Below are 21,761 nucleotides of genomic sequence, written 5' to 3' on the forward strand. Positions count from 1 at the left end.
TTTGGACAGGAACAGGTAACCCGCATGAGCAATGCCATCAGCGCAGTACGCATCGCCGTCTTGCAGTTCGACCCTCAGGTCGGGGTGCATAACGGTCAGGTCAATCTGGGCAAGAGCCTGTCGCTGGCGCGGGAGGCGGTCGAAAACGGTGCCACGCTTATCGTGCTGCCCGAGCTGGCCAATACAGGCTATCTGTTCGCAGATCGTCAGGATGCCTATGCACATGCCGAGGTCATTCCCGACGGGCCCAGCACCCGCGCCTGGACCGATTTCGCAAGGGAACACCAGATCCACCTCGCCGCCGGCCTGGCCGAGCGTGATGGGGTGCATCTGTATGACACGGCTGTCCTGATGGGGCCGGATGGCCTCATCGGCAAGTATCGAAAGGCGCATCTCTGGAACAAGGAAAAGCTGTGGTTCTCGCCAGGAAATCTCGGTTTCCCGGTGTTCGAAACCAGCATCGGCCGGATCGGATTGATGATCTGCTGGGATGTCTGGTTCCCGGAGGTGCCACGCCTGCTGAGCCAGCAGGGCGCCGACATCATCTGCAGCTTGAACAACTGGGTATGGACACCCCCGCCGCTGTTCGACGACGCGGGAAAGTGCATGGCGTCGTACCTGACAATGACCGCAGCGCACGTCAACAACGTCTTCATCGCTGCCGCCAACCGCGTTGGCAGCGAGTGCGGTGAACGCTTCCTTGGATGCTCACTCATTGCGGGTACCAACGGCTGGCCAATCGCGCCGGTGGCCCCGGCGGAGCACCAGGCCATCGTCTATGCCGACATCGACCTGTCGACCGCCCGCAGCGCTCCCATCTGGAATGCTTTGAACGATCTGCATCGTGATCGACGCACTGATCTCTACGACCCGATGCTGGGCTATCGCCAACATCCCTCTCTGCCGCGGTGAGGCCGGACGAGATGCCGACGCCCTCCACTCTCGACCGGCGTGGCATCTCGGCCTCGCCGTGGGTCTTGATGATCGCCGCCACAGCGATCACGGTAGTGCTGCTCGGCGCGACGGCGCTCGCCCATCGCTCCAGTCGTGCGGGCGACTGGCCGGGCTACGACGACATGATGGCCGGCCTCAGCGCTTCGCCATGGGCAAGGTGGCGCTGGATTGCCGGTGACCTCAGTGAGGTCACCTTCTACAAGCACGAGTGGGCCTCGGCAGGCCTTCTTCTGGGTGCGGCGGTCGGGCATCTCGCCAGTCGCGGCGGACATCGCTGGCAGGGCTTCAGCATCTGCTACGGCAGTGGTTTGTGGCCCTGGGTAGTGTCCAGCTCGCTGCTGGGTATGCTGCTGAGCCATGCACTATGGGGATGGTCACTCGGTACGGGGACTTGGCAGCCCACCTTTGTCGCCGCTGTTTCCTTGCCTGCCGCCATGGTTCTACTGTTCGGGCGAGGGTGGAAGATCGCTGTCAACGGGGCAGTGCTGGGCGCCGTGCTGGTGACTCCGTCCTGCCTGCTGCTGGTCAACTACGTATGCACCCCGCTCCAACTCCCGGCCGTTGTGGGCAATGTACTCGGCATGGCGCTGGGCAGCGCGGCCGCCTTCTTCCTGTGTCGGCGCATCCCGTGGCTGGTCAGCCCGCCTGCTCCGCAGCGAAAGCTTCCGGTGCCGTCAGCGCCGGTGGTCACGCAACGATATGGCATCACCTGGACCGTTCGTCGTGTACTGGCAGATTTCTCAGAAGCCCCCTTCTTCGGTAACGAATGGGCCAGCATTGGCCTGCTCGCGGGGGTATTGCTCGCGTACGCGCTGAATCCGCTCGCGCCAGCCTATGGCTCGGGCCTGCTGCTGCCTCTGATTGCCGGCCAGGCGCTTGCATCCCTCGTCGGTGTCATCCTCTGGCGCCGGCAATGGATGTCGCACGGCTGGCACCCCACCTATGTCCCACTGGTCTCCGTTGTCCCCGCCGCGGTTCTGACCCACGGCGGCGGAATGGCGGTGGTGATCAGCAGCGCGGTGCTGGGCGCCCTGATCGCCCCGCCACTGGCGAGAGCTCTTTCATCCCGGTTGCCCAACCATGTACATCCGTACCTCGGCAATGTCCTGTCGATGGCTGTCAGCACCCTGCTCGTCGTGCCGTCACTGGGCCTGGTTTTCCGCGGTTGAGTTCCCGGAACGTCACGAATCCTCCCTGTTCCCTGAGGTCTGCCTTGCCCACACCCCGAATCTCCATCGCCACGCTTGGCGGCACGCTGAGCATGCAGCACCAACAGGGAGGCGAAGGAATCACACCCGCCCTGGCTGGCGACGCCTTGCTTGCCACCGTGCCTGCCATTTCCGATATCGCGCAGATCGGCGTGCAAAGCCTGAGTCTGGTCCCCAGCGCATCGCTGGACTTCAACCTGCTGCTGCAGGTGCTGGCGTGGGCGGACCGTCAGATCGAAGAAGGTGCTGACGGCGTGGTTGTCACCCAGGGCACGGACACCTTGGAGGAGACCGCCGCATTCCTCGATTACCTCTGGACTCACGATGCCCCCCTGGTCGTTACAGGGGCGATGCGCCCGGCGGGACAGGCCGGGGCGGACGGCCCCGGCAACATACTGGACGCCACCCTGGTTGCCTGCACTGCCGACAGTCGCGCACGCGGTGTCCTGGTCGTCATGAACGCCGAGGTCCACGAGGCCAGGCATGTACGGAAGTCGAGCACGCTGGCCCTTCATGCCTTCACTTCGCCCGTGGTGGGTCCCGTCGGCCTGATGATCGAAGGCCGCGCCTGCTTTCTTCGCCCGGCGCGCGCCCGCATGCTGGTGCCCTTGCCAACGCGTACGCACCAGAAGATTGCGCTCCTGGAAGCAACACTTGCTGCCGATACCCTGCTGTTGGAGCAGTTGCTGCCGCTGGGCTACGAAGGCCTCGTCATCGCGGGTTTCGGCGCAGGTCACGTCAGTGCATCCTGGTCCAACGTCCTGGCGCGCATTGCCACGAAGATTCCGGTCCTCGTGGGCACGCGTACGGGGTCGGGACCGACCGCACAGTGCACCTATGGCTTTGAAGGTGGCGAGATCGGTCTGATCCGCAATGGTCTCCGGATGTGTGGGCTGCTGTGTCCGCGCAAAGCCCGGCTGCTTCTCTGGCTGTTGGCAGGTAGCGGCCGACAGGACGACCTCGTCGACTACCTCCGCGAGTACACCTTGCCCACGCCAGGCCGACCCAGTTGAGCAGCAGATCGATACGGCGGCTCAGCTCAGCCCAGCGCAGCCACCCTCTCCGCATCCATCTGCGCAAGCAGTGCACGGCGGCCCTCCACACCCGGCATCACCCGCACCAGGTTGCGCAGCATCCGTAGGTCCTGCTGCCAGCCCAGCTGATCGCCCAGCGTGTGCAGTGCCCGCGCCTGTCGGCCCGGGCGGCTGCGCTTGATCGAGGCAGCCAGCGCGCTGTCCAGCGTTGGCAGTGCTTCCAGCTGCATGCGCAGGCGGCGTACCCGCCGGCGCCAGCGGTGCAGATCCTCGGTATCGCGGCTGCGTGCGGCGCGCTTTTCCGCCTTGGCGGTACGCCGCTCACTGCGCGCCAGTCCCTTGCGCAGGTCACGCCTTCCAAGGGACTCCCATGGCTGGGCCTGGAGATCCCGCACGATACGTCCCAGTGCCGCGTGGCGGCGTGCAAACGCCGGGTCGCGTGCGAGCGCCTGGGCCAGGCGTGCGTCGCGGCGCACCGTCAGCCGTCTGCCGACCTCCGCCCATGGCAGGGCGGGCTGCTGCGCGGCCAGGCGCTGGCAGGTGTCCACCACCACGTGGGCATCGCGCAATGCCGACAGCCCTTGCCCGAGGCGCCGCAGGGCCGCATCGGCCTGGTCTGTCTCAAAATGGCTGTTCTCCAGCAGTGCGAGCAGCGCGCGCAGGCGGCGGATGGTCTTGCGCGCGCGATGCACGGCATCGTGGACATCGGGTTGGGGCGAAAGCGCCTCGGCGATGGCCGTGCACTCACGCGCCGCCAGTGCGCGGGCGGCCGGGCCGATTGCGGGTGGCGACATGGTGGTTTCCCCCGGAGGCGTCAGGGGATTGTACCCAGGCTGCGTGCGAAGCCTGTCAGCCCGGGTTGAACATCTGCCGCACGCCCCGCAGCAGTTCGTTGACACTGAACGGCTTGGGCAGCAGGGACATCCCCTGCCCGAGGAATTCATTGCGGACAGCAGCGCTTTCCGTATAGCCGGTGACGAACAGAACCGGCAGGTGCGGCCGCAGGGCCCGGGCCGCATCGGCAAGCTCGCGACCGTTCATGCCGGGCAGGCCGACGTCGGACAGCAGCAGGTCCAGCTCACGGTCCGAATGCAGTTCCAGCAGCGCCTGCTGCGCGTTGATGGCTTCGACCACCTGGTATCCGGCTTCGACCAGCATCTCCCGGACCATCATCCGCACCGAATCGGTATCGTCCACCAGCAGGATGCGTTCGGCGCTGCCACGGGGCAGCTGTGCCGGTACCGATGCCTGGGCGACCGGCTGGAGCTGGCCCTCCGGCAGCAGCAGCTCGATTTCCGTCCCCTCGCCACGCTCGCTGGCGATGCGTGCGCTGCCACCGGACTGACGCGCGAACCCGTAGGTCATCGACAACCCCAACCCGGTGCCCTCGCCCTGCGGCTTGGTCGTGAAGAACGGCTCGAACACCTTGGTCAGCAGCTCGGTGGGAATGCCCACGCCGTTGTCCAGGACGGTGACCGTGATGTAGTGGCCCGGGGCCAGCTCATGGTCACGTTCGATCTGCGCACGCCCGGCGCGGATGCGGATCAGGCCTTGGCCGGCCAGCGCATCGCGGGCGTTGATGACCAGGTTGAGGATCACGTTCTCGAACTGGTTCGGGTCGGCCACCGCGATCAACGGCTCCGGGCCCAGCTCCAGTTCAAGCTCGATGTTCTCCCCGATCGAGCGCTGCAGCATGTCTTCCAGCGAGCGCACCCGCGCAACGACGTCGAAGGTCTGCGGGTCCAGCGGTTGTTTGCGCGCGAAGGCCAGCATGCGCTGGGTCAGCGCTGCGGCACGGTGTGCCGAGCCGTTGGCGATCTCGACGTAGCGCGAGGCCTTGTCCCATTTACCGCTGGAGGCGGCGATCTCGATCATGTCCAACCCGGAGATGATCGTGGTCAGCAGGTTGTTGAAATCATGCGCGATGCCGCCGGTGAGCTGGCCGAGCGCATCCATCTTCTGCGCCTGCATCAGCTCGATCTCGGTGCGCTCGCGCTCGGCGATCTGGAAGGCCAGTTCGGACGTGGCGCTTTCCAGCTCCTGGCGCTGCTCGTTGGCACGCGCATGGTGCTCGGTCGTATCTTCGATCAGCACCAGCCCCTGGCCGGCGGCCTGATAGGGGGTCACCCGCCACTCGGTCATGCGGATCGCACCACCGACGCGAAGGCTGAAGGTTCCCTGCCAGCGCTCGCCCTCGGCGAGGGCGACCTTCAACGCACTCAGCGGCGCGGCCTGATCCTGAAGCAGCTGATCGAGTTGGCCCGGACCGATCTGCTGGCCCAGCAGACGGGTGAACGCGTCGTTGGCGTCGTGCGCGTTGAGGTTGGCATCGAGCACCGCGATGGGCGCATTGATATGGCGGAAGATTTCGCGGAAGCGCGCTTCAGTCTCGCGCAGCGCTTCCTCCGCGCGGCGGGCGCGCAGCAGGCTGCGCAGCGTGGCCAGCAGTACATCCGGGTCCACTGGATGGATCAGATAGGCATCAGCGCCTGCGTTGAGGCCGGTGATCATGTCGCCGGTCGCGATCGAGGCCGCCGAGACGTGCACCACCGGCAGCAGCTGCAGCCGCGCGTTCTCGCGCAGCTGGCGGACCACATCGAAGCCACTCATGTCCGGCAGGTTCACATCCAGCACCAGCGCATCGAAATCATGCTCGGCAAGGCGCTCCAGCCCCTCCCCGCCGGTACCGGCTTCCTCGACATGGAACCCGTGATGCTCGAGCACCCGGCGCACCGCATAGCGGGTCGCCACGTTGTCGTCCACCACCAGGATGCGATCAGGGTTCGCCATTCGCGGCCTCCGTGGCCAAGGTCAGCGGCAACACCACATAGAAGTCCGAACCTGCGCCGATTTCACTTTCGACCCCGACGTGCCCACCCAGCAGCTCGGCAAAGCGCTTGCACAGTGACAACCCCAGCCCGGTGCCGCGCAGGCGTTTCTGCAGCGGTGTATCCACCTGCACGAAATCCTCGAACAGGGTGGACTGCAGTTCGGCGGGGATGCCGATGCCGGTATCGCGCACACTGAAGCGCACGGCGCTCTCCCCTTCCAACCGGGTCGACACCACCACCTGCCCATTGGGCGTGAACTTCAGTGCGTTGGAAATGAAGTTGCGCAGGATCTGCGCCAGCTTCTTGTCGTCGGTGTACAGCAACGGCATCACCGGCGGATCTTCGAACACCAGGTCCACCTGGTTGCCTTCCACCAGCGGGCGGAACATGCCGCGCAGGGCCGAGAACAGGTCCATCAGGTCGAACCAGGCCGGTGAAATGGTGATCCGCCCGGCCTCGATCTTGGCCAGGTCCAACAGGTCGTCCACCATCTCGCGCAGCTCGCTGGTGGAGGCGCTGATGAAGCGCACCTGGCGGCGCTGCTCGTCGGTCAGCGGGCCGTCCATGCCGTCTTCCAGCAGCCGCGTCATGCTCAGGATCGAGCCCAGCGGCGTGCGGAACTCATGACTCATGTATGACAGGAACCGGCTCTTCAGCTCGGAGACCTCGCGCAGCTGCTCGGCCTGCTGGTCCAGCTCGGCATACAGCGCGAGCACGCCCTGATTGGTTTCATCCAACTCGGCACGCAGCGCATCGGCTTCCAGTCGCAGCCGCTGCAGTTCCTCATCATTGGGGGTGACGCTCAATGCAGATCTCCAAGACGCAGGGCAACAATGCCGGCGTCATCCCGGCCGCGATCAAAATCACGCTGCAGCACCGCCACGATCACTGCTGGATGACGGTGGAACAGGCCGGGGTAATCACGCAGGCTCCAACGCGCCTGTAGTCCATCGCTGTGCATGACCAGCAGCGTGCCTGTGGCCGCGTGAAAATGGAATGGTTGTGCCTTGCGGTACTGCACGCCGACGATCCCCGGGTGCGAGGCCAGCCCACGCGAACTGGTGGGCTCGCACAGGCTTGCGGCGATATTGCCGATGCCGGCGAACTCCACCTGGCCCGTCGCCACATCCACGCAGGCCACCGCTGCCGCGCCACCCCGGGTACCGGACATACCGGCATGCAGCACGCCGATCAACGCCGGTGCGCCGCCCGCGGCAGAATGCGCGACCGCATCCACACCGGCCCACGCAGCATCGGCCGCAGGAAGCCCGTGGCCGAGGCCATCGATCACCGTGAGCGACACGGTCCGTGCGTCTGCGCGGATATGCCATGCATCGCCGCAGGCCAGCTCGCGGCGCATCGGCAGGCGCAGGGCGCCGTAAGCCACGTCGATGTCGCGCGGGGTGCGGCTGGCGTAGATCCGCGCCACGACCACCGCCCCCTTGGCATCGGACCAGGCATCGAGCACGCTGGCCTGGCGCTGGATCGCCCCCAGCCCGAGGCCCTGGGTGCCGCAGGTCGAATACCCGTCCGGAAGGCACTCGGCCAGGGAAAAGCCCGGGCCGGCGTCCACGGTGCACAGCTCCACCCCGTTGCCGCCGCGGCCACAGACCACGGACAGGTACATGCGGCCACCGCGCCCATGTTTGAGCACGTTGGTCGCCATTTCCGTGGCCACCAGCGCCGCGCGGCCGGCGTCCATTTCATCCAGGCCGACATGATCGGCCAGTGCCAGCGCTTCGCGTCGCGCCTGTCCGACCTGTGAGGTTTCTTCGACCACCACGACCCGCGTTACCTGGCCTGCGAAGTTCAGCTCCATTTGGTGATCGTGATGCGGGTGCCCTGCCCCGGCGCACTCTCCAGCTCGAATTCATCCACCAGCCGGCGCGAGCCGGACAGCCCCAGGCCCATGCCCGAGCCGGACGACCAGCCATCGGTCAGCGCCTGCGCGACATCCGGAATGCCCGGCCCGTTGTCGGCGAAGACCAGCCGCACGCCCTTGCGCAGCCCCTTCTCGACCACGTCCCAGTCCATCGTCCCGCCGCCACCGTAGATCACGGCGTTGCGGGCCAGCTCACTGGCGGCAGTGACCAGCTTGGTCTGGTCGATCAGGCGCAGCTTGCAGGCCACGCACACCTGGCGCGCGGCCTGGCGGGCCAGCACCACATCCTGCTCGATGCGGATCGGCAGCGAACCACTGTTGGCACTCATAAGGCCGCTTCGTCTTCGTCGGTGCGCTGCAGCAGCTTCATGCCGCGCTCCACGTTGAGTGCGGTGCGCACGCCGCTGAGGGTGAGGCCGAGCTCCACCAGCGTGATCGCCACAGCCGGCTGCATGCCCACCACCACCGTGGTGGCATCCATGATCCGGGCCAGCGACGAAATGGTCGCGATCATGCGGCCGATGAATGAATCGACGATATCCAGCGCGGAAATATCGATCAGCACGCCGCGCGCGGAGGTGCTGCGGATCTTCTCGGTGAGGTCATCCTGCAGGGTCAGCGCGAGCTGATCGTGCATGTCCACCTGGATGGTCACCAGCAGCAGATCGCCCATCTGCAGGATCGGGATGCGTTCCATCTCAGCGGGCAGTCCGGGTCACGGTCTGGCCGGTGCGCTTGAGCGCCAGTGCCAGTGCGTCGGCGAGGTTGGCCTTGGTCACGATGCCCTGCAGGTCCAGCCCCAGGTGCACGATGGTCTGGGCGATCTGCGGCCGCACGCCACTGATGATCGCATCGGCGCCCATCAGGCGGATGGCGGTCACGGTCTTCAGCAGATGCTGTGCGACCAGCGTGTCCACGGTGGGCACGCCGGTGATATCGATGATCGCGATTTCCGAACCGGTATCCACGATGCGCTGCAGCAGCGATTCCATCACCACCTGGGTGCGCTGCGAATCCAGCGTGCCGATCATCGGCAGCGCGAGGACGCCTTCCCACAGCTTCACCACCGGCGTGGACAGCTCCAGCATCTCTTCCTGCTGGCGCTGGATCACGTCTTCGCGCGTCTTCTGGAACACGCTGACCGTGTGCAGTCCCAACTGGTCGATCAGCTCGGAGACCGCCCACAACTGGTCGCCCAGCTGCGCCGGATCATTCGCGTAGCCCTGCTGGATCACCTCGAACAGCGGTCGCTTCAGCGAGAAGATGAAGCTGGCGGTCTCCGACGAGTTGAAGCCCTTCAGCACGCGCTCGCGGGAAAGTTCCTCCAGGAAGCGGCGGATGTCCTGCCACTCGACCCGTGCGATGGAGCTGACCTCCGTAGCCGACAGCGCCTCCAGGAACAGACGCCAGAACTCGCGGACCTGCTGGTCCAGCTCGCGGGAGGACAGGCGGCCGTCCTGGGCCTGGCTGGAACCGGCCAGATTGCCGGCCCATGCGGCCAGCAGGGGCTCTTGATGGCTGCGAATGAGATCGATCGTGCGCTGCTGCAAAGCCGCCATGGAAAAGGTCCTGAAAGAAGGGAAACACCGGGTGGACAGACGCCCCATCACGGATATGAATGGGGGTCGCAATCGTCCAAGCTTAAATGAATTCAGGAAGATTGGGCATGACGGCAGATGCTGATGGCGTGAAGGTTGTTTGCACTTCCCTGACTCATTCAGAAAGACCGGACCTGGGCTGTTCACCTCGCCAGTTTCCCGGCCGGGCCGCCACAACGCATCAGGCCGCCCGAAGGCGGCCTGATGGTGGAACGGTCAGCGCAGCAGCGCGAACAGGAGCAGCAGCGGAATCGGAATGCCGAGCATCCACAGCAGAATGTACTTCATGGTGTTTCCTCCCTTGGGATGGTCAGGTTCACAGGTCGCGGCGACGGCCGCCCCAGGTGGCACTCAGGCTGGCGATGAAGGCACCGATCAGCAGCGTGATGAACAGCCACAGCGCGGCATAGGCGGTCGCCTTGCGGGCATCGTCGGCCGCCTGCTTGGCCTGCTGCTTGGCGTTGTCCAGCGCAGCGCGCAGGCGGGTCTGGACATCGGTCACGCGGGCCTGTGCTTCGGCCTGGCTCATGCCGGTCTGTGCCGCCACCAGCTGGCCCAGGTACTGGGTATCGGCCGGGTCCATGGTGTCGGACTTGAGGCTGTTGACGATGATGCGATTGACCTCGGTACGCACCTCACGGCTGTCCGCACGACGGTCGGCACCCGGCATCGGGCGCGGCGGCGGCGGTGCGCCGTTGACCGGCGGTGCCGGGGGTGCCGCTGCATCGGCCGGACCCACCGGCGGCGCGGGCTGCGCTGCGGTAGGGTTGGCACGGAACAGCGAATCCACCCAGTACTGCACGTCACCCTCTTCGTTGCCCATCGCGGCCGAGCCTGCGCCCGCTGCGGCAATACCGCCGGCAGTGGACGCCGCCGCACCTGCGGTGGCACCGGCCACCTTGGCGCCAGCGCCGAGAATGCCGCCGATCGCGGAGGTCAGCAGTGCAGCGGTCAGCAGAGTGGCCACCGCCCACGACACGAAACCATGTGCGGTATCGCGGAAGTAGGTCTCATCGCCGTGCAGGTTGCTCCACTTCGTGCGCAGGCGACCGGCCAGATAGCCACCCAGACCGGAGGCTGCGATGGCGGTGAAGGTCAACCAGGCAATGCTGGACCAGCCGAAGGTCTCGGCAGTCACGCCTTCAAACGACCACGGCGAGACCGACGACAGGCCCAGGCCCACGCCGAGAATCACCAGGATCAACGAAAGCGCGGCTGCGGCGATGGCACCGGCCAGGATCGCGCCCCATGACACGGCACTCTCGCGCGGGAGATCCACCACCGGCGGTGGGGTGACCACGGCCACGGTCGCGGCAGCGACGGGCTCGGGGTGGGCGTAATCGCCTCGGGTATTCATAGCGGATGGCACTCCTTTTCATGCGCTGCGGATGCAGCTCGCATCGGCAGGCTGCGCTTCAGGTCGTGAAATACGCGAGACGCTGAAAACAAGACCGTGTGGACGGCCGCGCCAGACTCACACCCGCCGGCCAAGCAGCATGATCACGCCGACCAGCCCACCCAGCGCGCCGACAACCGCCAGCTCGATGGACGGCTCACGCAACCGCAATGCCATGACGATGCACAGCGCGCCCAGCCCGATGATCACCGCGCCGATGGCCGCCGCACGCGCCGAGCCATAGAAGTGAGTACGCCGGATCGGCTCGCTGAGCGCAGGCTGCCTGCGTTGCCAAGCCTCCAGTGCGTGTTCGAATTCGCGCAGCAGGCGGTCACGGCTCTGCAGATCGGCTGCACTCACCATCAGTGTCGCCCGGCCCGGCCGCACCAGTTTCAGATAGTCATCGGTGCCCCAGCTGGACAACTGATCGAAGGGCACTGCGTCACGTCGCGAAAACATCAGGCCATCGGCCATGACCATCACTTCATTGCGCGTCGGGAAGCCCTGGAAGGCCAGCATCGGCGGGAGCACCAGGCACAGCAGTGCCACCACGATGGCGATACCCACCGGACCGCGATTGAGCACGATGAACATGAAACTGCCCGCAGCCAACAGAAATGCGAGCGGGACGGCCAGCTGGTGCCAGCGGGTATAAACCGAGACCTGGATACCTTCCCTTGGCTTCACGATGGATTACCTCCTTAGTATCGGCGCGGGGCCGGGCGCCTCGGGCCACCATGGTCTTCGATGCCGGCCACGGCGGCAAATGCGCTGATGTCAAAACGGTTATCAGCCTGCCATCGTCGCGCCGGTGAATATGCTGATGAACATGCGTTCCAAGCCACGATGAACTTTTACGACATCCACGTGGCAATAATCCAGTCACGCCATGGATGGCACGTGACCGGCCAGGGATGGCCTTTCAGCGGATGCAGTGGAACGGGGGCTGCATCGCCGGCGACTTGGCGCGTCCAAGGGGATTATCTGGAAGCACTCTCATGACACTGGCATTATCCGGTCGCGTCGTCGCGGCCCTGTTCCTCGCCTCAAGCCTGTCCTTGGCCCTGCCTGCAGCGGCCGCAGCCACCGCCCCATTTCCTGCCGAAGGCGTGTGGCGCGGCGAATTCAATATCGATGGCGATCCCATTCCGTTCAACTTCGAAGTAAAGGGAAAGCGTGCGCAGGACGCGACCTTTACCCTGCTCAACGGCAGCCGCACCGACAGATTCAAGGTCACCCCGCGCGATGACGGGACCTTCTCGGTGCGGATGAACACCTACGATGCGGTGCTCGAAGGCAAGGTCTCCGAGGATGGCAAGCACCTGGTCGGCCAGTACAAGGACCTGGTGCCCAGCCGCAACGGGGCGCGCAACCTTGCCTTCACCGCCGAACAGGGCGCGGCATGGCGCTTCGTCAAGCCCGGCCAGGACGAGGCACCGGCGGCGGACCTCAGCGGCAAGTGGGCCGTGCAGACCATCGACAAGGCCGCCCGCCAGGACAAGCGCAACCAGGTCGCCCTGCTCAAACAGGAAGGGAATCGCCTCTCCGGCGTGTTCATGACCGTGGTGGGTGATACCCGCGAGCTGGAAGGCACCGTGCAGGGCAACCGTTTCTACCTGTCCGGCTTCAGTGGGCCCAGCCCGCTGCTGATCCGCGGCACGATCGATGAAGACGGCAACATCCAGGGCGCGTTCGGCAGCGGCATCTACAACGTGGTGAAGTTCGAGGCCGAGAAAAGCGACAAGGTGGAGCTGCCGGATCCGTACAAGCTCACCTTCCTCAAGGATGGCCAGGAACGCATCGATTTCAGCTTCCCCGATCTGCAGGGCAAGCAGGTCTCGCTGCGCGACGACAAATACCGCGGCAAGGTGGTCATCGTTGAAGTGATTGGTACCTGGTGCCCGAACTGCACCGACCAGACCTATTTCCTGGCCCCGTGGTTCAAGCAGAACCAGCACCGTGGCGTGGAGGCGGTGGCGGTCGCCTTCGAGCAGGAAGACAACTTCGATTACTTCAAGAAGACCCTGACCACCTTCAAGGACTACTTCGATATCCGCTACGACATCGTGTTCGGCGGCATCGCCGACAAGAAAGTCGCTACCGAGAAACTCAAGGGCCTCAATTACATGGCCGCCTTCCCGACCACGATCATCATCGGCCGTGACGGCAAGGTCCGCGAGATCTACACCGGCTACACCGGCACCGTGACCGGGGAGTATCACCAGGATTATGTGGCCCGCTTCAACAGCCTGCTCGACGGGCTGATTGCCGAGCCCGATCCGTATGCGGCAAGCGCCGCGACCGCAACCACGACGCCGGCACTGGCCGTCGCCCCGTAACCCTCCGCGGCGGCCGGCCTGCCCGCCCGCCGCGGCCCTCCCTCCTGCGCTGCGCGCCCGCCCGGCCTCCCCGCGATGCCGCGGGCGGCTGCGCGCCACCACGAAGAGACCTGCCCCATGCGCACCACCGTGCTGTTGACCCTGCTCACCGCTGCCACCGCACCTGCCGTGGCGATCGCCGCGCCGGTGACCTACCAGCTCGACCCGACCCATACCGATGTGCTGTTCACCTGGAACCACAACGGCTTTTCATTCCCGACCGGCCGCGCCGCGATCAGCAGCGGCACGTTGGTCTACGACGCCGCCAGGCCCGCCGCCTCGCAGGTACAGGTCGAGCTGCCGCTGGCCGAGCTGGCCACCCACGTGCCGAAACTCGACGAGATCGTGAAGAGCGACAAACTCTTCGATGTCGCCAGGTTCCCGCAGGCTGCCTTCCGCAGCACCTCGGTCGTGTCCCAGGGCGCCGGCCGCCTGAAGATCACCGGCGAGCTGACCCTGCATGGCGTCACCCGCCCGGTCGTGCTCGACGCCACCCTCAACAAGGTGGGCGAGCATCCCAGCCGCAAGGTGCCGACCATCGGCTTCAACGCCACGGGCGTGATCCGCCGCAGCGAGTTCGGGCTGGATGCGTTCCTGCCCAACATCGCCGACGAGGTGCAGCTGCGCATCACCACCGAGGCGCAAGGGGGCAAGGAGTGAGGTACGGCATCCTTCCCCTGGGCGTTGCGTTGCTGCTGAGCGGTGGCAACGCGATCGCCGCCGATACGCCAAAGGTCGCCCTCCAGCCGCGGCTGGAGGCCGCGCCCGACGGGTCCCGCGAGCTGGTCATCGATGCCCGCATCGAACCGGGCTGGATCCTGTACGCCTCGGACTTCGAGCAACCGCAGATCGGCCCCAGCGAAAACACCGCCACCCACGCCGATGAAGAAGGCTCCCCGCTCCCCCTGTCCACAGAATCAGGCGTGTTCGCGACATCAACTACGTTATTGCTCATCACAGATCCCAGTGCATTCGTGCAGCCGAGAGTCTAGGGAGCCCAGCCAGGATGATCTATGATTGCCCGACCTATATTTTTGATCGAAACCCCGGACCGTCTCAATGAGCCACATGCCAATCCGGCCCACCGACCTGATCAGCGAACTGCTGACCGGCATGCGGCTGCATGGCGTTCAATACCGGCGCATTCAGACCGGGCCGACCTTCGGGCTTGGCTTTCCCCGGAAGCCAGGCCATGCCTACTTCCATTACCTGGCAGTGGGCACGGCGATTCTTCGTGGCGCAGACGGCAGCCAACACCGTCTATCCGCCGGGGATGTCGTGCTTCTTCCCCGCGGAGACGAACACGCGTTGCTGTCGGGCGAGGACCATCCCGTCCAGTGCCTGGAAACGATCGACGCAGCCCCGTTGGGCGACGCGGTGAGCGGAATAGACACGTGCCCGAGCACACATGCCGTGCCCAGCGCCGTGCTCTTCCACGGCTGCATGGTGTTCGATCTGGGCGGCATGCAAGGGTTGAGCAAGGTGATGCCGGCGGCGATGTTGTGCGATGGCAACGCCACGCAGTTCCCGGGGCTGTTGCCGATGGTCGACGCGATGAAGCGCGAGGTGTGTTCCGGACGCATTGGCTATGCAGGAATCCTCGCCCGGCTTGCGGATGCAGTGGCCGCCATGATTGTCCGTGACTGGGTCGAGCGCGGTTGCGACGGCGCCTCCGGCCTGGTCATGGCCCTGCGCGACCCGCGTCTGTCACTGTCGTTGCTTGCCCTGCACAAAGACCCTGGGCGTGACTGGACGGTCGAAGCGCTGGCTGCGGAATCCAACATCTCACGGTCTGTCTTTGCGGAACGGTTCCAGACTGTCATGGGAACCGCGCCGCTGCGATATGTGACCGAGCTGCGTATGCACTTGGCCAGTCAATGGCTGAGCCACCAGAACCTCTCCATCGAGGTGGTGGCAGAGCGTCTTGGGTACGCGTCGCAGGCGGCTTTCAGCCGGGCTTACAAGCGTGTTATGGGGTACTCGCCTGGTGCGACTCGGCGGGGGCGTGGGTTGGCCTCTGTGTAGGAGCGCGGCTAGCCTTGGGTCTGCAAATTGGTCATTGGCGGAGACAGTGGGACTAAACAACCCCAACACTAACCCATTGCTCTTAATGAAGAACTCTAGCCAGAATGTGTCCTGGTGAGTGTCCTTCCAGTCTATTGCCAAAGTGCATTTACTCAAGCACAGCGATGTCGGCTGGCGTTGGTTAGGGCGTCAATTTAATCGGCCGCCGCTGCCTCCACACCTGAATTGACGTCAAAGCTCCATCCGCACCCAGAGCAGACAATCAAATTTTGCTCGTAAAGCTTGAACAAGGACTCGTTGTCCGACGTCCCCCCGGAAATTGCCCGCTCCACTTCGATGGCAACAGCCTCGTGGGTGGCGTCGTCGACGATGGTCAGGCACTTGATCACCCGGCCTTCCGCGGTGCGGTCGAACACGAAGTCCATCGACCACACCTCATTGGCAGCGGACGGCCGCAGGAGGGGCTGGCGCTCGCCTACCGGCACCTTCTTACGCTTTCTGCGACGCACCTGCAGGCCCGCTTCCTGATACAAGCGCTCCACTCGCTTGTAGTTCACGACCAGCCCTTTCTGTCGCAGTTTCAAATGGATCATGCCCACCCCGTAGCGTCTGTGCCGATGCGCCAGCGCGGCGATCTGCTCGCGCAGCTCAACGTTGTGGTCGGCCCGAGGCTCATAGCGCAGCGCGCTAGCGCTCATCCGCACCACCTTCAGCGCCCGCCGCTCGCTCAACCCCTTCTCGACCATGCTCCGCACCAGCAGCCTGCGCGCCGGTGCGGTCACCACTTTTTTCGCAACGCATCCTTGATGACGTCGTTCTCGAAGACCTGTTCTGCCAGTAGCTTCTTCAGGCGTGTGTTCTCCGCCTCCAGGTCCTTGAGCCGCTTGGCGTCGGGCACGCTCATGCCGCCGAACTTGCTGCGCCACAGGTAGTACGAGGCCTCGCTGAAGCCGTGCTGGCGGCAGAGGTCCTTAATGGGCATGCCGGCCTCAGCTTCGCGTAGGAAGCCGATGATCTGCTCTTCGGGATTTTCAACAGACGAAGGTCTGGTCAAAGCGCTTCTTCACGTCCAATCTCCTTGTCATTGAGGATTGGACTCCAAACCGCTTCGCTACTCAATCTCGGGGGGACGTCGCCGCTGGGACGAACTGCAAAACCGGTGAGAAAAACGCACACGGCAGCCAAACGCTGTTTGCCGAGTTCGGTCGATATTTGAAGAACTCAGGGTTTGGAAGAGGCGTCAGGTTCCATGCGTTTCCGCACACGCTGGTAACCAATCTGAGCGCTGGCGGAGCTTCTCATAGCGACATCGCCTTACTTACAGGTGACGCTCCACGACAAATCGACGTAGTGCCTGTTCTCGAAAAGTTCTACGAGCACCGCGAAGCGATCGCCCATCTGCGCGGGAAGGACAGCACACTCGCTCACTACCAGCCTCCGGTGCAACTGCCCGTGTATCAGCGCGGCCAGTTCGCCGAGTGCTGGCTGACTCAAGCCGGTTTCAAACATGAGCGTAGACGCTTGTCCGTTGAATCGACCTTATTGAGTCCGCTCCACCGAGCCAGGTTGACGTTGTGTGTAGATCTGCCGAGAAATCCGACAATGTTCTTAACCGTTCATACGGCTGCATGTGGTGACGGAAGAAGGCGCTGGGATGTGGTCCACTCTGCGGCACATCATATTCCTCCGAGCACGGAGGTCACATCCCAAACGTGCAAGCATCACGGAACGAGAAATGTGCTCCGTCATCCATACTGGAAATCACCCGCTTGATGGATTAAGTCACGACTCCATCACCTGCTCAACCACCAGTATCCAGGTTCCTGAGCAGGGATAAGCCACTCTGAAGTGGTCTGTATCCGTGCAACCCCGAACAGCCTTGGCGGAGGAGTGGAGCGCATGGATCTCGCGGTCTTTGAGGACCCCTGCTGTGGGGGTCGAAGTGTCGTGCTGGCGGATGACCACATCCTGGTGGCCCAAGGGATCGAGCGGCTGCTGATGAATTCGTTCGAGTCAATCGTGTTGGTGGCCGACGGCGAAAGACTGATCGAGACGGTCGAGCGCGACCCGCCCGACGTGGTGGTCGCGGACATTAGCATGCCTGGCATGAGCGGAATCGATGCAATGAAAGTGATGATGGAACAAGGCTGCAACGTTCCTTTCGTATTTTTGACAATGCACGATGAGCCATCACTGGCCGCCGATGCCATCCGCGCAGGCGCGCGCGGCTTCGTTCTTAAGAGCGCTGCCGGGGAGGAACTGATCTGTGCGATTACAGCGGTTCTGGATGGAAACACATATGTATCTTCAAGCATCGCCGCGCAGGCCATCGTTCATGGCGCAACCCCGCAATACACCCCGACCGACAAGCAACTGCGCGTGCTCGAATTTCTCGCACGGGGCCTGCGCGCCAAGCAGATCGCGCATGAACTGGGGCTCTCCGTCCGAACGGTTGAATCACACAAATACGCGATGATGCAGGAATTGGGTGTCCACGGGACTGTTGAACTCGTGCGTAAGGCTGAGGCGCTTGGGGTGATCTCTCCTCGAATCGACAGAAGAACCGCACGGTAGAAGCCCCGGTTCAGGTAGACGAGGAAAAGATCGAATCAGCCAGGCCCCGAGGTTCACCCGCACTGCCAGTAGAAATACTGAGCGCAACACAGTGAATACGCTCTTGCCAGTCCTGTGGCAGGGAGAACACAGTGGAGACAGGCCTTTTCATGCCCCTGCTCGCGGGACTGGAACCGCATGGCTATCGACCAGCGGAGCCAGCTAAGCCTGCGAGCGGCCATCACCCAGGGCCTCATTTTACCCCGCCCAATCGAGCCCATTTCCATGCGCCCAATGCCTTGTGGTTCGTCGCTCTTGCTGATGTCAGTCCTGCTTCTTCCAGCATGCCAGCGGCCTGAGAGCCAGCCCAATCGAGCGGAACCAGCCACGGCTCCAGATACACGATCGGCCTCGGCAAACGAACAAGACGACGCAGAGGCGCGCGCGATCGCGAAAGATGCCTACATCTATGCGTTTGCAATGCTCGAGAACTACAACACGCTCTACAAGCAAGTGGCCTCGCCTGATGCGCCCGAATACGTCGGCGGCTTCGGCAAGTTCAGGCACTACGCGCAGCTCTACACGCCGGACAACCACGATGTCGTGACCCCCAACAACGACACGCCCTATTCTTGGGCCTGGCTGGATCTGCGCGCTGAACCCTGGGTCGTTACCGTCCCCAAGGTGCCCGAGGGACGCTACTACGTTCAGCAGTGGGTAGACCTCTTCACCTACAACTTTGCCTACATCGGCTCGCGCGCCACCGGCAACGGCGCCGCCAGCTACCTGATCGCCGGTCCCGGCTGGAAGGGCGATACGCCCGCTGGCATCAAGCAGGTGTTTCCTTCGGAGACCTCACTGGTCTTGACGCTCACGCGCACCGCGTTGAACGGACCCGACGACATTGGCAACGTCAAGAAGATCCAGGAAGGGATGAAGCTGCAGCCCTTGAGCAGCTATCTGAAGACGCAGGCCCCTCCGGCGGCGCCGGAGATTCAGTTCCCCGCTTATGACGCCGATAAGGTCCATTCCCACGATTTCATCGGCTATCTGAATTTCCTGCTGCAGTTCACCCAACCGACGAATCCGAGCGAAGCCGGTCTGATGGAGCGTTTCGCGAAGATCGGGATCGGCCCAGGACGACCGTTTGACGCCACGTCCCTGAGCCAGGCGCGCCTGGCGGCGATCGATGCCGGCGTAGCGGATGCAAAGGCCGCAATGGCCGACAAGGCCAAGGCAACGCTATCGTCCAACGGACTGTTCGGATCCCGCGCGGTTCTGAAGGACGACTACCTCACCCGTTCCATTGCCGCCGAGAAGGGGCTGTATGGAAACTCCATCGAGGAAGCGTGGTACGGAGGGTATGTAGGCGACGGCAATACGCCTTCGATGATCCACTTCAGCAAGGATGCCCTCCCGCCTGCGAAGTTCTTCTGGTCGGTCACGCTGTATACCTTGCCGGACCGGTTCCTCTACGCCAATGAACTGAAGCGCTATTCGATTGGCGACCGGACCCCCGGGCTTAAGTATGACCCCGATGGCGGGCTGACCCTGTATATCGGCCACGTCTCGCCCGGGAAGGAAAAGGAGAGCAACTGGCTGCCCGCGCCGGCCGGTCCCTACAGCGCTGTGGGGCGGGTTTACGGCCCGAGCCAAGCCGCCATCGAAGGCAAGTGGAACCTGCCTCCTTTGCAGCCGGTTCAGACACACACGCCTTGATTCGCGCAGGACCTATGTCGGCGAACTAGACCACCCAGGAGATACCGCATGCACGATCATCGAATTCCGTCTGCTCCGGGGATCGGGTTGCTCCTTGTCCTCACTGGCTGCATGACGCTCAGTGCTTGTAACGAACGGGCATCGTCCGGCAAGGAGACGGACCCGGCCGCCAGCGCGAGCCAACCGACTCCGTCCGCGCAAGCGCCGGCAGACGCGTCAGCGTTGGACGAAGCCAGGACGACCGCCAGGGACGCGTATGTCTACGGTGTCCCGATGGTGGACACCTACAAGACCGTCTACGCGTTCAACGTCGATACCGCCAACCCGCAGTACAAGGGGCCGTTCAATTCCATCCTGAACATCGCCCGGGTGTTCACCCCGGACGACACCGCTTTCGTCACGCCCAATTCGGATACGCCCTATTCCTTCGCCATGCTGGATCTGCGGGCGGAGCCGGTCGTCATTACCGTGCCGAAGATGGAGAAAGACCGCTACTTCGTTTTCCAGTTGATGGATCTCTACACCTTCAATTTCGACTACATCGGCAGTCGCACTACCGGCAATGACGGCGGCAGCTTCCTGATTGCAGGGCCGGGCTGGAAGGGCGAGGCCCCCAATGGCGTCAGCAAGGTGATCCGGTCTGAGACCGACCTGGTCAGCGTGGTTGGACGGACGCAGCTTTTTAACGCCGCAGACTTGGAGAACGTGAAGAAGATCCAGGCCGGTTACAAGGTGCAGCCGTTGTCAGCGTTCGCGGGTACGCCGGCGCCGCCGCCCGCGCCAGCCATCGCATGGATCAAACCAACACCGCCCGCGCAGGACCGCACGTCGCTGGAGTTCTTCAACCAGCTGGCCTTCCTCCTGCAGTTCGCGCAGCCGCCGCATCCGAGCGAGTCTGCCCTGCGTGCACGCTTTGCCACGTTGGGCGTCGAGCCTGGCAAACCATTCGATGCCAACCGCCTGCCGCCGCCGATGCAGGCCGCGCTCAAGGAGGGCATGGCCGAGGGGCAGAAACAGATCGATGACAAGCGCGCGTCGCTGGGGGGAAAGACCGATGCCCTGTTCGGCAACCGGGACTTCCTGAAGAACGACTACGTCGCCCGTGCCACCGGCACCCAGGTAGGCATCGGCGCGAACTCCCGCGAAGAGGCGATGTATCCGATCCTGGACAAGGATTCCGATGGGCAGCCCTTGGACGGCAGCAAAGGTGCATACACACTGCGCTTTGCCAAGGACCAGCTGCCGCCCGTGGACGCCTTCTGGTCGGTCACGATGTATGGCTTGCCGCAGCAGTTGCTGGTCAAGAATCCACTCAACCGCTATCTCATCAACTCGCCGATGTTGCCGGGATTGAAGAAAGACGCAGATGGCGGACTGACGATTTACATCCAGGCCGAATCGCCAGGAAAAGAGAAGCAGGCCAATTGGCTGCCGGCACCCGACGGGCCGTTCGTGATGTTCATGCGCTACTACCGTCCCAAGCCGGCGTTGCTGGATGGCCGTTGGACCACCCCCGCCGTGGTCAAAACGTCTACGGGGGAAAAGCAGTAGCAGGACGGCCATCCCCTCGGTCCGATTGCTGCGTCTCTTAAGTTCGGGTCAAGAACGTCGTGGAACCAGGAGAACACTCGCTTCCCGCGGATGACTGCCCCATCGCCTCCAAGGATGGGGGCCCCGCTCATCTTTCCAGGAATCTTCGCGTCGAACTCGAAGCAAGGCCTTGGGGTGGACACTGAGCGAGTCTTCGCATTGTCGTGATGGACAGCGGTGGTTGTTGCTACGGAAACCAAAAGATCCTGAGCGAAGTGACTCAGCACGACAGTATCGCCGTCGTAGCGAACTGGAATATCCGCCATCAATGCTCCCGCTTCAGCAAGAGGGCCCCCAAGTAGGGGGCCTTTCTGTTGATCACGCGCTCAAGCCCGGCATCTCATAGGTAGCCGGTCAGTACCCGTGGTGATCGAGCTGGCCGCGCGATTACAGCCCTGCAACCGCTCATCCCTTCGTTACCGCGGGGGCGCCGGCGGAGGGCCAGGACGTGCGGCGGCGTCATCTCGGCAGTCGCATAAGCACGCGCTTTTACGCGAAAGGGGGCGATGCATCCGGTAAGGGTGAAGCAGATGGAGAGGAAAAGTGCGATCAAAGCCAGTTTTTTCATTGAGGCGCCATGCTGTGGGGGCTTA

The 21,761-nt window shown here is 63.9% G+C and carries 19 protein-coding genes and 1 pseudogene; 10 read left to right on the top strand and 10 right to left on the bottom strand.

Features of this window, described 5'->3' with window-relative positions:
• The first annotated feature begins 24 nt into the window (after positions 1–24).
• The 3 genes from NJD74_RS08440 to NJD74_RS08450 are packed head-to-tail and all read left to right on the top strand — an operon-like array spanning position 25 to position 3,175.
• Complete coding sequence (locus NJD74_RS08440) at positions 25–912, top strand: nitrilase family protein (RefSeq protein ID WP_319623971.1); 888 nt, start codon at positions 25–27, stop codon at positions 910–912.
• Between the two features lie 11 nt (positions 913–923).
• Positions 924–2,123 carry a hypothetical protein gene (locus NJD74_RS08445; protein ID WP_319623972.1) on the top strand — a complete coding sequence of 400 codons (1,200 nt, stop codon included), beginning with the start codon at positions 924–926 and terminating at the stop codon, positions 2,121–2,123.
• Positions 2,124–2,167: 44 nt separating this feature from the next.
• Complete coding sequence (locus NJD74_RS08450) at positions 2,168–3,175, top strand: asparaginase (RefSeq protein WP_284129158.1); 1,008 nt, start codon at positions 2,168–2,170, stop codon at positions 3,173–3,175.
• A 26-nt stretch (positions 3,176–3,201) separates the two neighbouring features.
• Here NJD74_RS08450 and NJD74_RS08455 read toward each other — a convergent pair whose 3' ends face one another.
• From NJD74_RS08455 to NJD74_RS08495, 9 genes are all read right to left on the bottom strand, one after another.
• On the bottom strand, positions 3,202–3,990 hold the full coding sequence (locus NJD74_RS08455) for a CHAD domain-containing protein (protein WP_319623973.1): 789 nt from the start codon (positions 3,988–3,990) through the stop codon (positions 3,202–3,204).
• A gap of 55 nt (positions 3,991–4,045) precedes the next feature.
• A complete protein-coding gene (locus NJD74_RS08460) occupies positions 4,046–5,986 on the bottom strand; it encodes a response regulator (RefSeq protein ID WP_319623974.1) in 1,941 nt (646 codons plus the stop codon).
• Entirely contained in the window at positions 5,973–6,833 is an 861-nt protein-coding gene (locus NJD74_RS08465) for an ATP-binding protein (RefSeq protein ID WP_019184172.1), read from the bottom strand. The genes NJD74_RS08460 and NJD74_RS08465 overlap by 14 nt, the downstream gene beginning before the upstream one ends.
• Complete coding sequence (locus NJD74_RS08470; protein ID WP_319623975.1) at positions 6,830–7,846, bottom strand: ATP-binding protein; 1,017 nt, start codon at positions 7,844–7,846, stop codon at positions 6,830–6,832. The genes NJD74_RS08465 and NJD74_RS08470 overlap by 4 nt, the downstream gene beginning before the upstream one ends.
• Complete coding sequence (locus NJD74_RS08475) at positions 7,837–8,238, bottom strand: anti-sigma regulatory factor (protein ID WP_019184174.1); 402 nt, start codon at positions 8,236–8,238, stop codon at positions 7,837–7,839. The genes NJD74_RS08470 and NJD74_RS08475 overlap by 10 nt, the downstream gene beginning before the upstream one ends.
• The gene (locus NJD74_RS08480) at positions 8,235–8,606 is read right to left on the bottom strand and encodes an STAS domain-containing protein (RefSeq protein ID WP_319623976.1); all 372 of its coding nucleotides are present in this window, start codon (positions 8,604–8,606) and stop codon (positions 8,235–8,237) included. The genes NJD74_RS08475 and NJD74_RS08480 overlap by 4 nt, the downstream gene beginning before the upstream one ends.
• A gap of 1 nt (position 8,607) precedes the next feature.
• The gene (locus tag NJD74_RS08485; protein ID WP_070425365.1) at positions 8,608–9,468 is read right to left on the bottom strand and encodes an STAS domain-containing protein; all 861 of its coding nucleotides are present in this window, start codon (positions 9,466–9,468) and stop codon (positions 8,608–8,610) included.
• Between the two features lie 355 nt (positions 9,469–9,823).
• Positions 9,824–10,864, bottom strand: a complete 1,041-nt coding sequence (locus NJD74_RS08490) for a hypothetical protein (RefSeq protein WP_019184177.1) — start codon at positions 10,862–10,864, stop codon at positions 9,824–9,826.
• Between the two features lie 117 nt (positions 10,865–10,981).
• Positions 10,982–11,590: a hypothetical protein gene (locus NJD74_RS08495; protein ID WP_102789454.1), complete on the bottom strand. Its 609-nt coding sequence runs from the start codon at positions 11,588–11,590 to the stop codon at positions 10,982–10,984.
• 311 nt (positions 11,591–11,901) lie between these two features.
• Here NJD74_RS08495 and NJD74_RS08500 point away from each other — a divergent pair, with 311 nt between their 5' ends.
• The 4 genes from NJD74_RS08500 (at position 11,902) to NJD74_RS08515 (ending at position 15,306) form a co-directional block, all read left to right on the top strand.
• Complete coding sequence (locus NJD74_RS08500; protein ID WP_046273387.1) at positions 11,902–13,242, top strand: TlpA disulfide reductase family protein; 1,341 nt, start codon at positions 11,902–11,904, stop codon at positions 13,240–13,242.
• A 117-nt stretch (positions 13,243–13,359) separates the two neighbouring features.
• A complete protein-coding gene (locus NJD74_RS08505; RefSeq protein ID WP_019184180.1) occupies positions 13,360–13,941 on the top strand; it encodes a YceI family protein in 582 nt (193 codons plus the stop codon).
• Complete coding sequence (locus tag NJD74_RS08510) at positions 13,938–14,273, top strand: hypothetical protein (protein ID WP_319623977.1); 336 nt, start codon at positions 13,938–13,940, stop codon at positions 14,271–14,273. Before NJD74_RS08505 ends, NJD74_RS08510 begins: the two co-directional genes overlap by 4 nt.
• Before the next feature lie 67 nt (positions 14,274–14,340).
• The gene (locus tag NJD74_RS08515) at positions 14,341–15,306 is read left to right on the top strand and encodes an AraC family transcriptional regulator (protein ID WP_319623978.1); all 966 of its coding nucleotides are present in this window, start codon (positions 14,341–14,343) and stop codon (positions 15,304–15,306) included.
• A 311-nt stretch (positions 15,307–15,617) separates the two neighbouring features.
• Here the strand turns inward: NJD74_RS08515 and NJD74_RS08520 are convergent.
• Positions 15,618–16,391, bottom strand: a pseudogene (locus tag NJD74_RS08520) (IS3 family transposase); the annotation flags it as partial.
• A gap of 814 nt (positions 16,392–17,205) precedes the next feature.
• Here NJD74_RS08520 and NJD74_RS08525 point away from each other — a divergent pair.
• The 3 genes from NJD74_RS08525 to NJD74_RS08535 all read left to right on the top strand — a co-directional run bounded on the left by NJD74_RS08525 (position 17,206) and on the right by NJD74_RS08535 (position 21,129).
• Complete coding sequence (locus NJD74_RS08525; protein ID WP_102789662.1) at positions 17,206–17,880, top strand: response regulator transcription factor; 675 nt, start codon at positions 17,206–17,208, stop codon at positions 17,878–17,880.
• Positions 17,881–18,057: 177 nt separating this feature from the next.
• Complete coding sequence (locus NJD74_RS08530) at positions 18,058–19,578, top strand: DUF1254 domain-containing protein (RefSeq protein WP_319623979.1); 1,521 nt, start codon at positions 18,058–18,060, stop codon at positions 19,576–19,578.
• Positions 19,579–19,626: 48 nt separating this feature from the next.
• On the top strand, positions 19,627–21,129 hold the full coding sequence (locus NJD74_RS08535; RefSeq protein WP_083298682.1) for a DUF1254 domain-containing protein: 1,503 nt from the start codon (positions 19,627–19,629) through the stop codon (positions 21,127–21,129).
• The last annotated feature ends 632 nt before the right edge of the window (positions 21,130–21,761 follow it).

Source organism: Stenotrophomonas sp. RG-453 (assembly GCF_033843685.1).
In the GTDB taxonomy this organism is placed as follows: Bacteria; Pseudomonadota; Gammaproteobacteria; order Xanthomonadales; family Xanthomonadaceae; genus Stenotrophomonas; species Stenotrophomonas bentonitica_A.

Excerpts from the sequence above, each read along its gene's own strand:
- NJD74_RS08445 (WP_319623972.1), top strand. The coding sequence starts at position 924 with ATGCCGACGCCCTCCACTCTCGACCGGCGTGGCATCTCGGCCTCGCCG.
- NJD74_RS08440 (WP_319623971.1), top strand. The coding sequence starts at position 25 with ATGAGCAATGCCATCAGCGCAGTACGCATCGCCGTCTTGCAGTTCGAC.
- NJD74_RS08470 (WP_319623975.1), bottom strand. The coding sequence starts at position 7,846 with ATGGAGCTGAACTTCGCAGGCCAGGTAACGCGGGTCGTGGTGGTCGAA.
- NJD74_RS08475 (WP_019184174.1), bottom strand. The coding sequence starts at position 8,238 with ATGAGTGCCAACAGTGGTTCGCTGCCGATCCGCATCGAGCAGGATGTG.
- NJD74_RS08480 (WP_319623976.1), bottom strand. The coding sequence starts at position 8,606 with ATGGAACGCATCCCGATCCTGCAGATGGGCGATCTGCTGCTGGTGACC.
- NJD74_RS08455 (WP_319623973.1), bottom strand. The coding sequence starts at position 3,990 with ATGTCGCCACCCGCAATCGGCCCGGCCGCCCGCGCACTGGCGGCGCGT.
- NJD74_RS08490 (WP_019184177.1), bottom strand. The coding sequence starts at position 10,864 with ATGAATACCCGAGGCGATTACGCCCACCCCGAGCCCGTCGCTGCCGCG.
- NJD74_RS08505 (WP_019184180.1), top strand. The coding sequence starts at position 13,360 with ATGCGCACCACCGTGCTGTTGACCCTGCTCACCGCTGCCACCGCACCT.
- NJD74_RS08485 (WP_070425365.1), bottom strand. The coding sequence starts at position 9,468 with ATGGCGGCTTTGCAGCAGCGCACGATCGATCTCATTCGCAGCCATCAA.
- NJD74_RS08500 (WP_046273387.1), top strand. The coding sequence starts at position 11,902 with ATGACACTGGCATTATCCGGTCGCGTCGTCGCGGCCCTGTTCCTCGCC.
- NJD74_RS08460 (WP_319623974.1), bottom strand. The coding sequence starts at position 5,986 with ATGGCGAACCCTGATCGCATCCTGGTGGTGGACGACAACGTGGCGACC.
- NJD74_RS08525 (WP_102789662.1), top strand. The coding sequence starts at position 17,206 with ATGGATCTCGCGGTCTTTGAGGACCCCTGCTGTGGGGGTCGAAGTGTC.
- NJD74_RS08515 (WP_319623978.1), top strand. The coding sequence starts at position 14,341 with ATGAGCCACATGCCAATCCGGCCCACCGACCTGATCAGCGAACTGCTG.
- NJD74_RS08535 (WP_083298682.1), top strand. The coding sequence starts at position 19,627 with ATGCACGATCATCGAATTCCGTCTGCTCCGGGGATCGGGTTGCTCCTT.
- NJD74_RS08530 (WP_319623979.1), top strand. The coding sequence starts at position 18,058 with ATGGCTATCGACCAGCGGAGCCAGCTAAGCCTGCGAGCGGCCATCACC.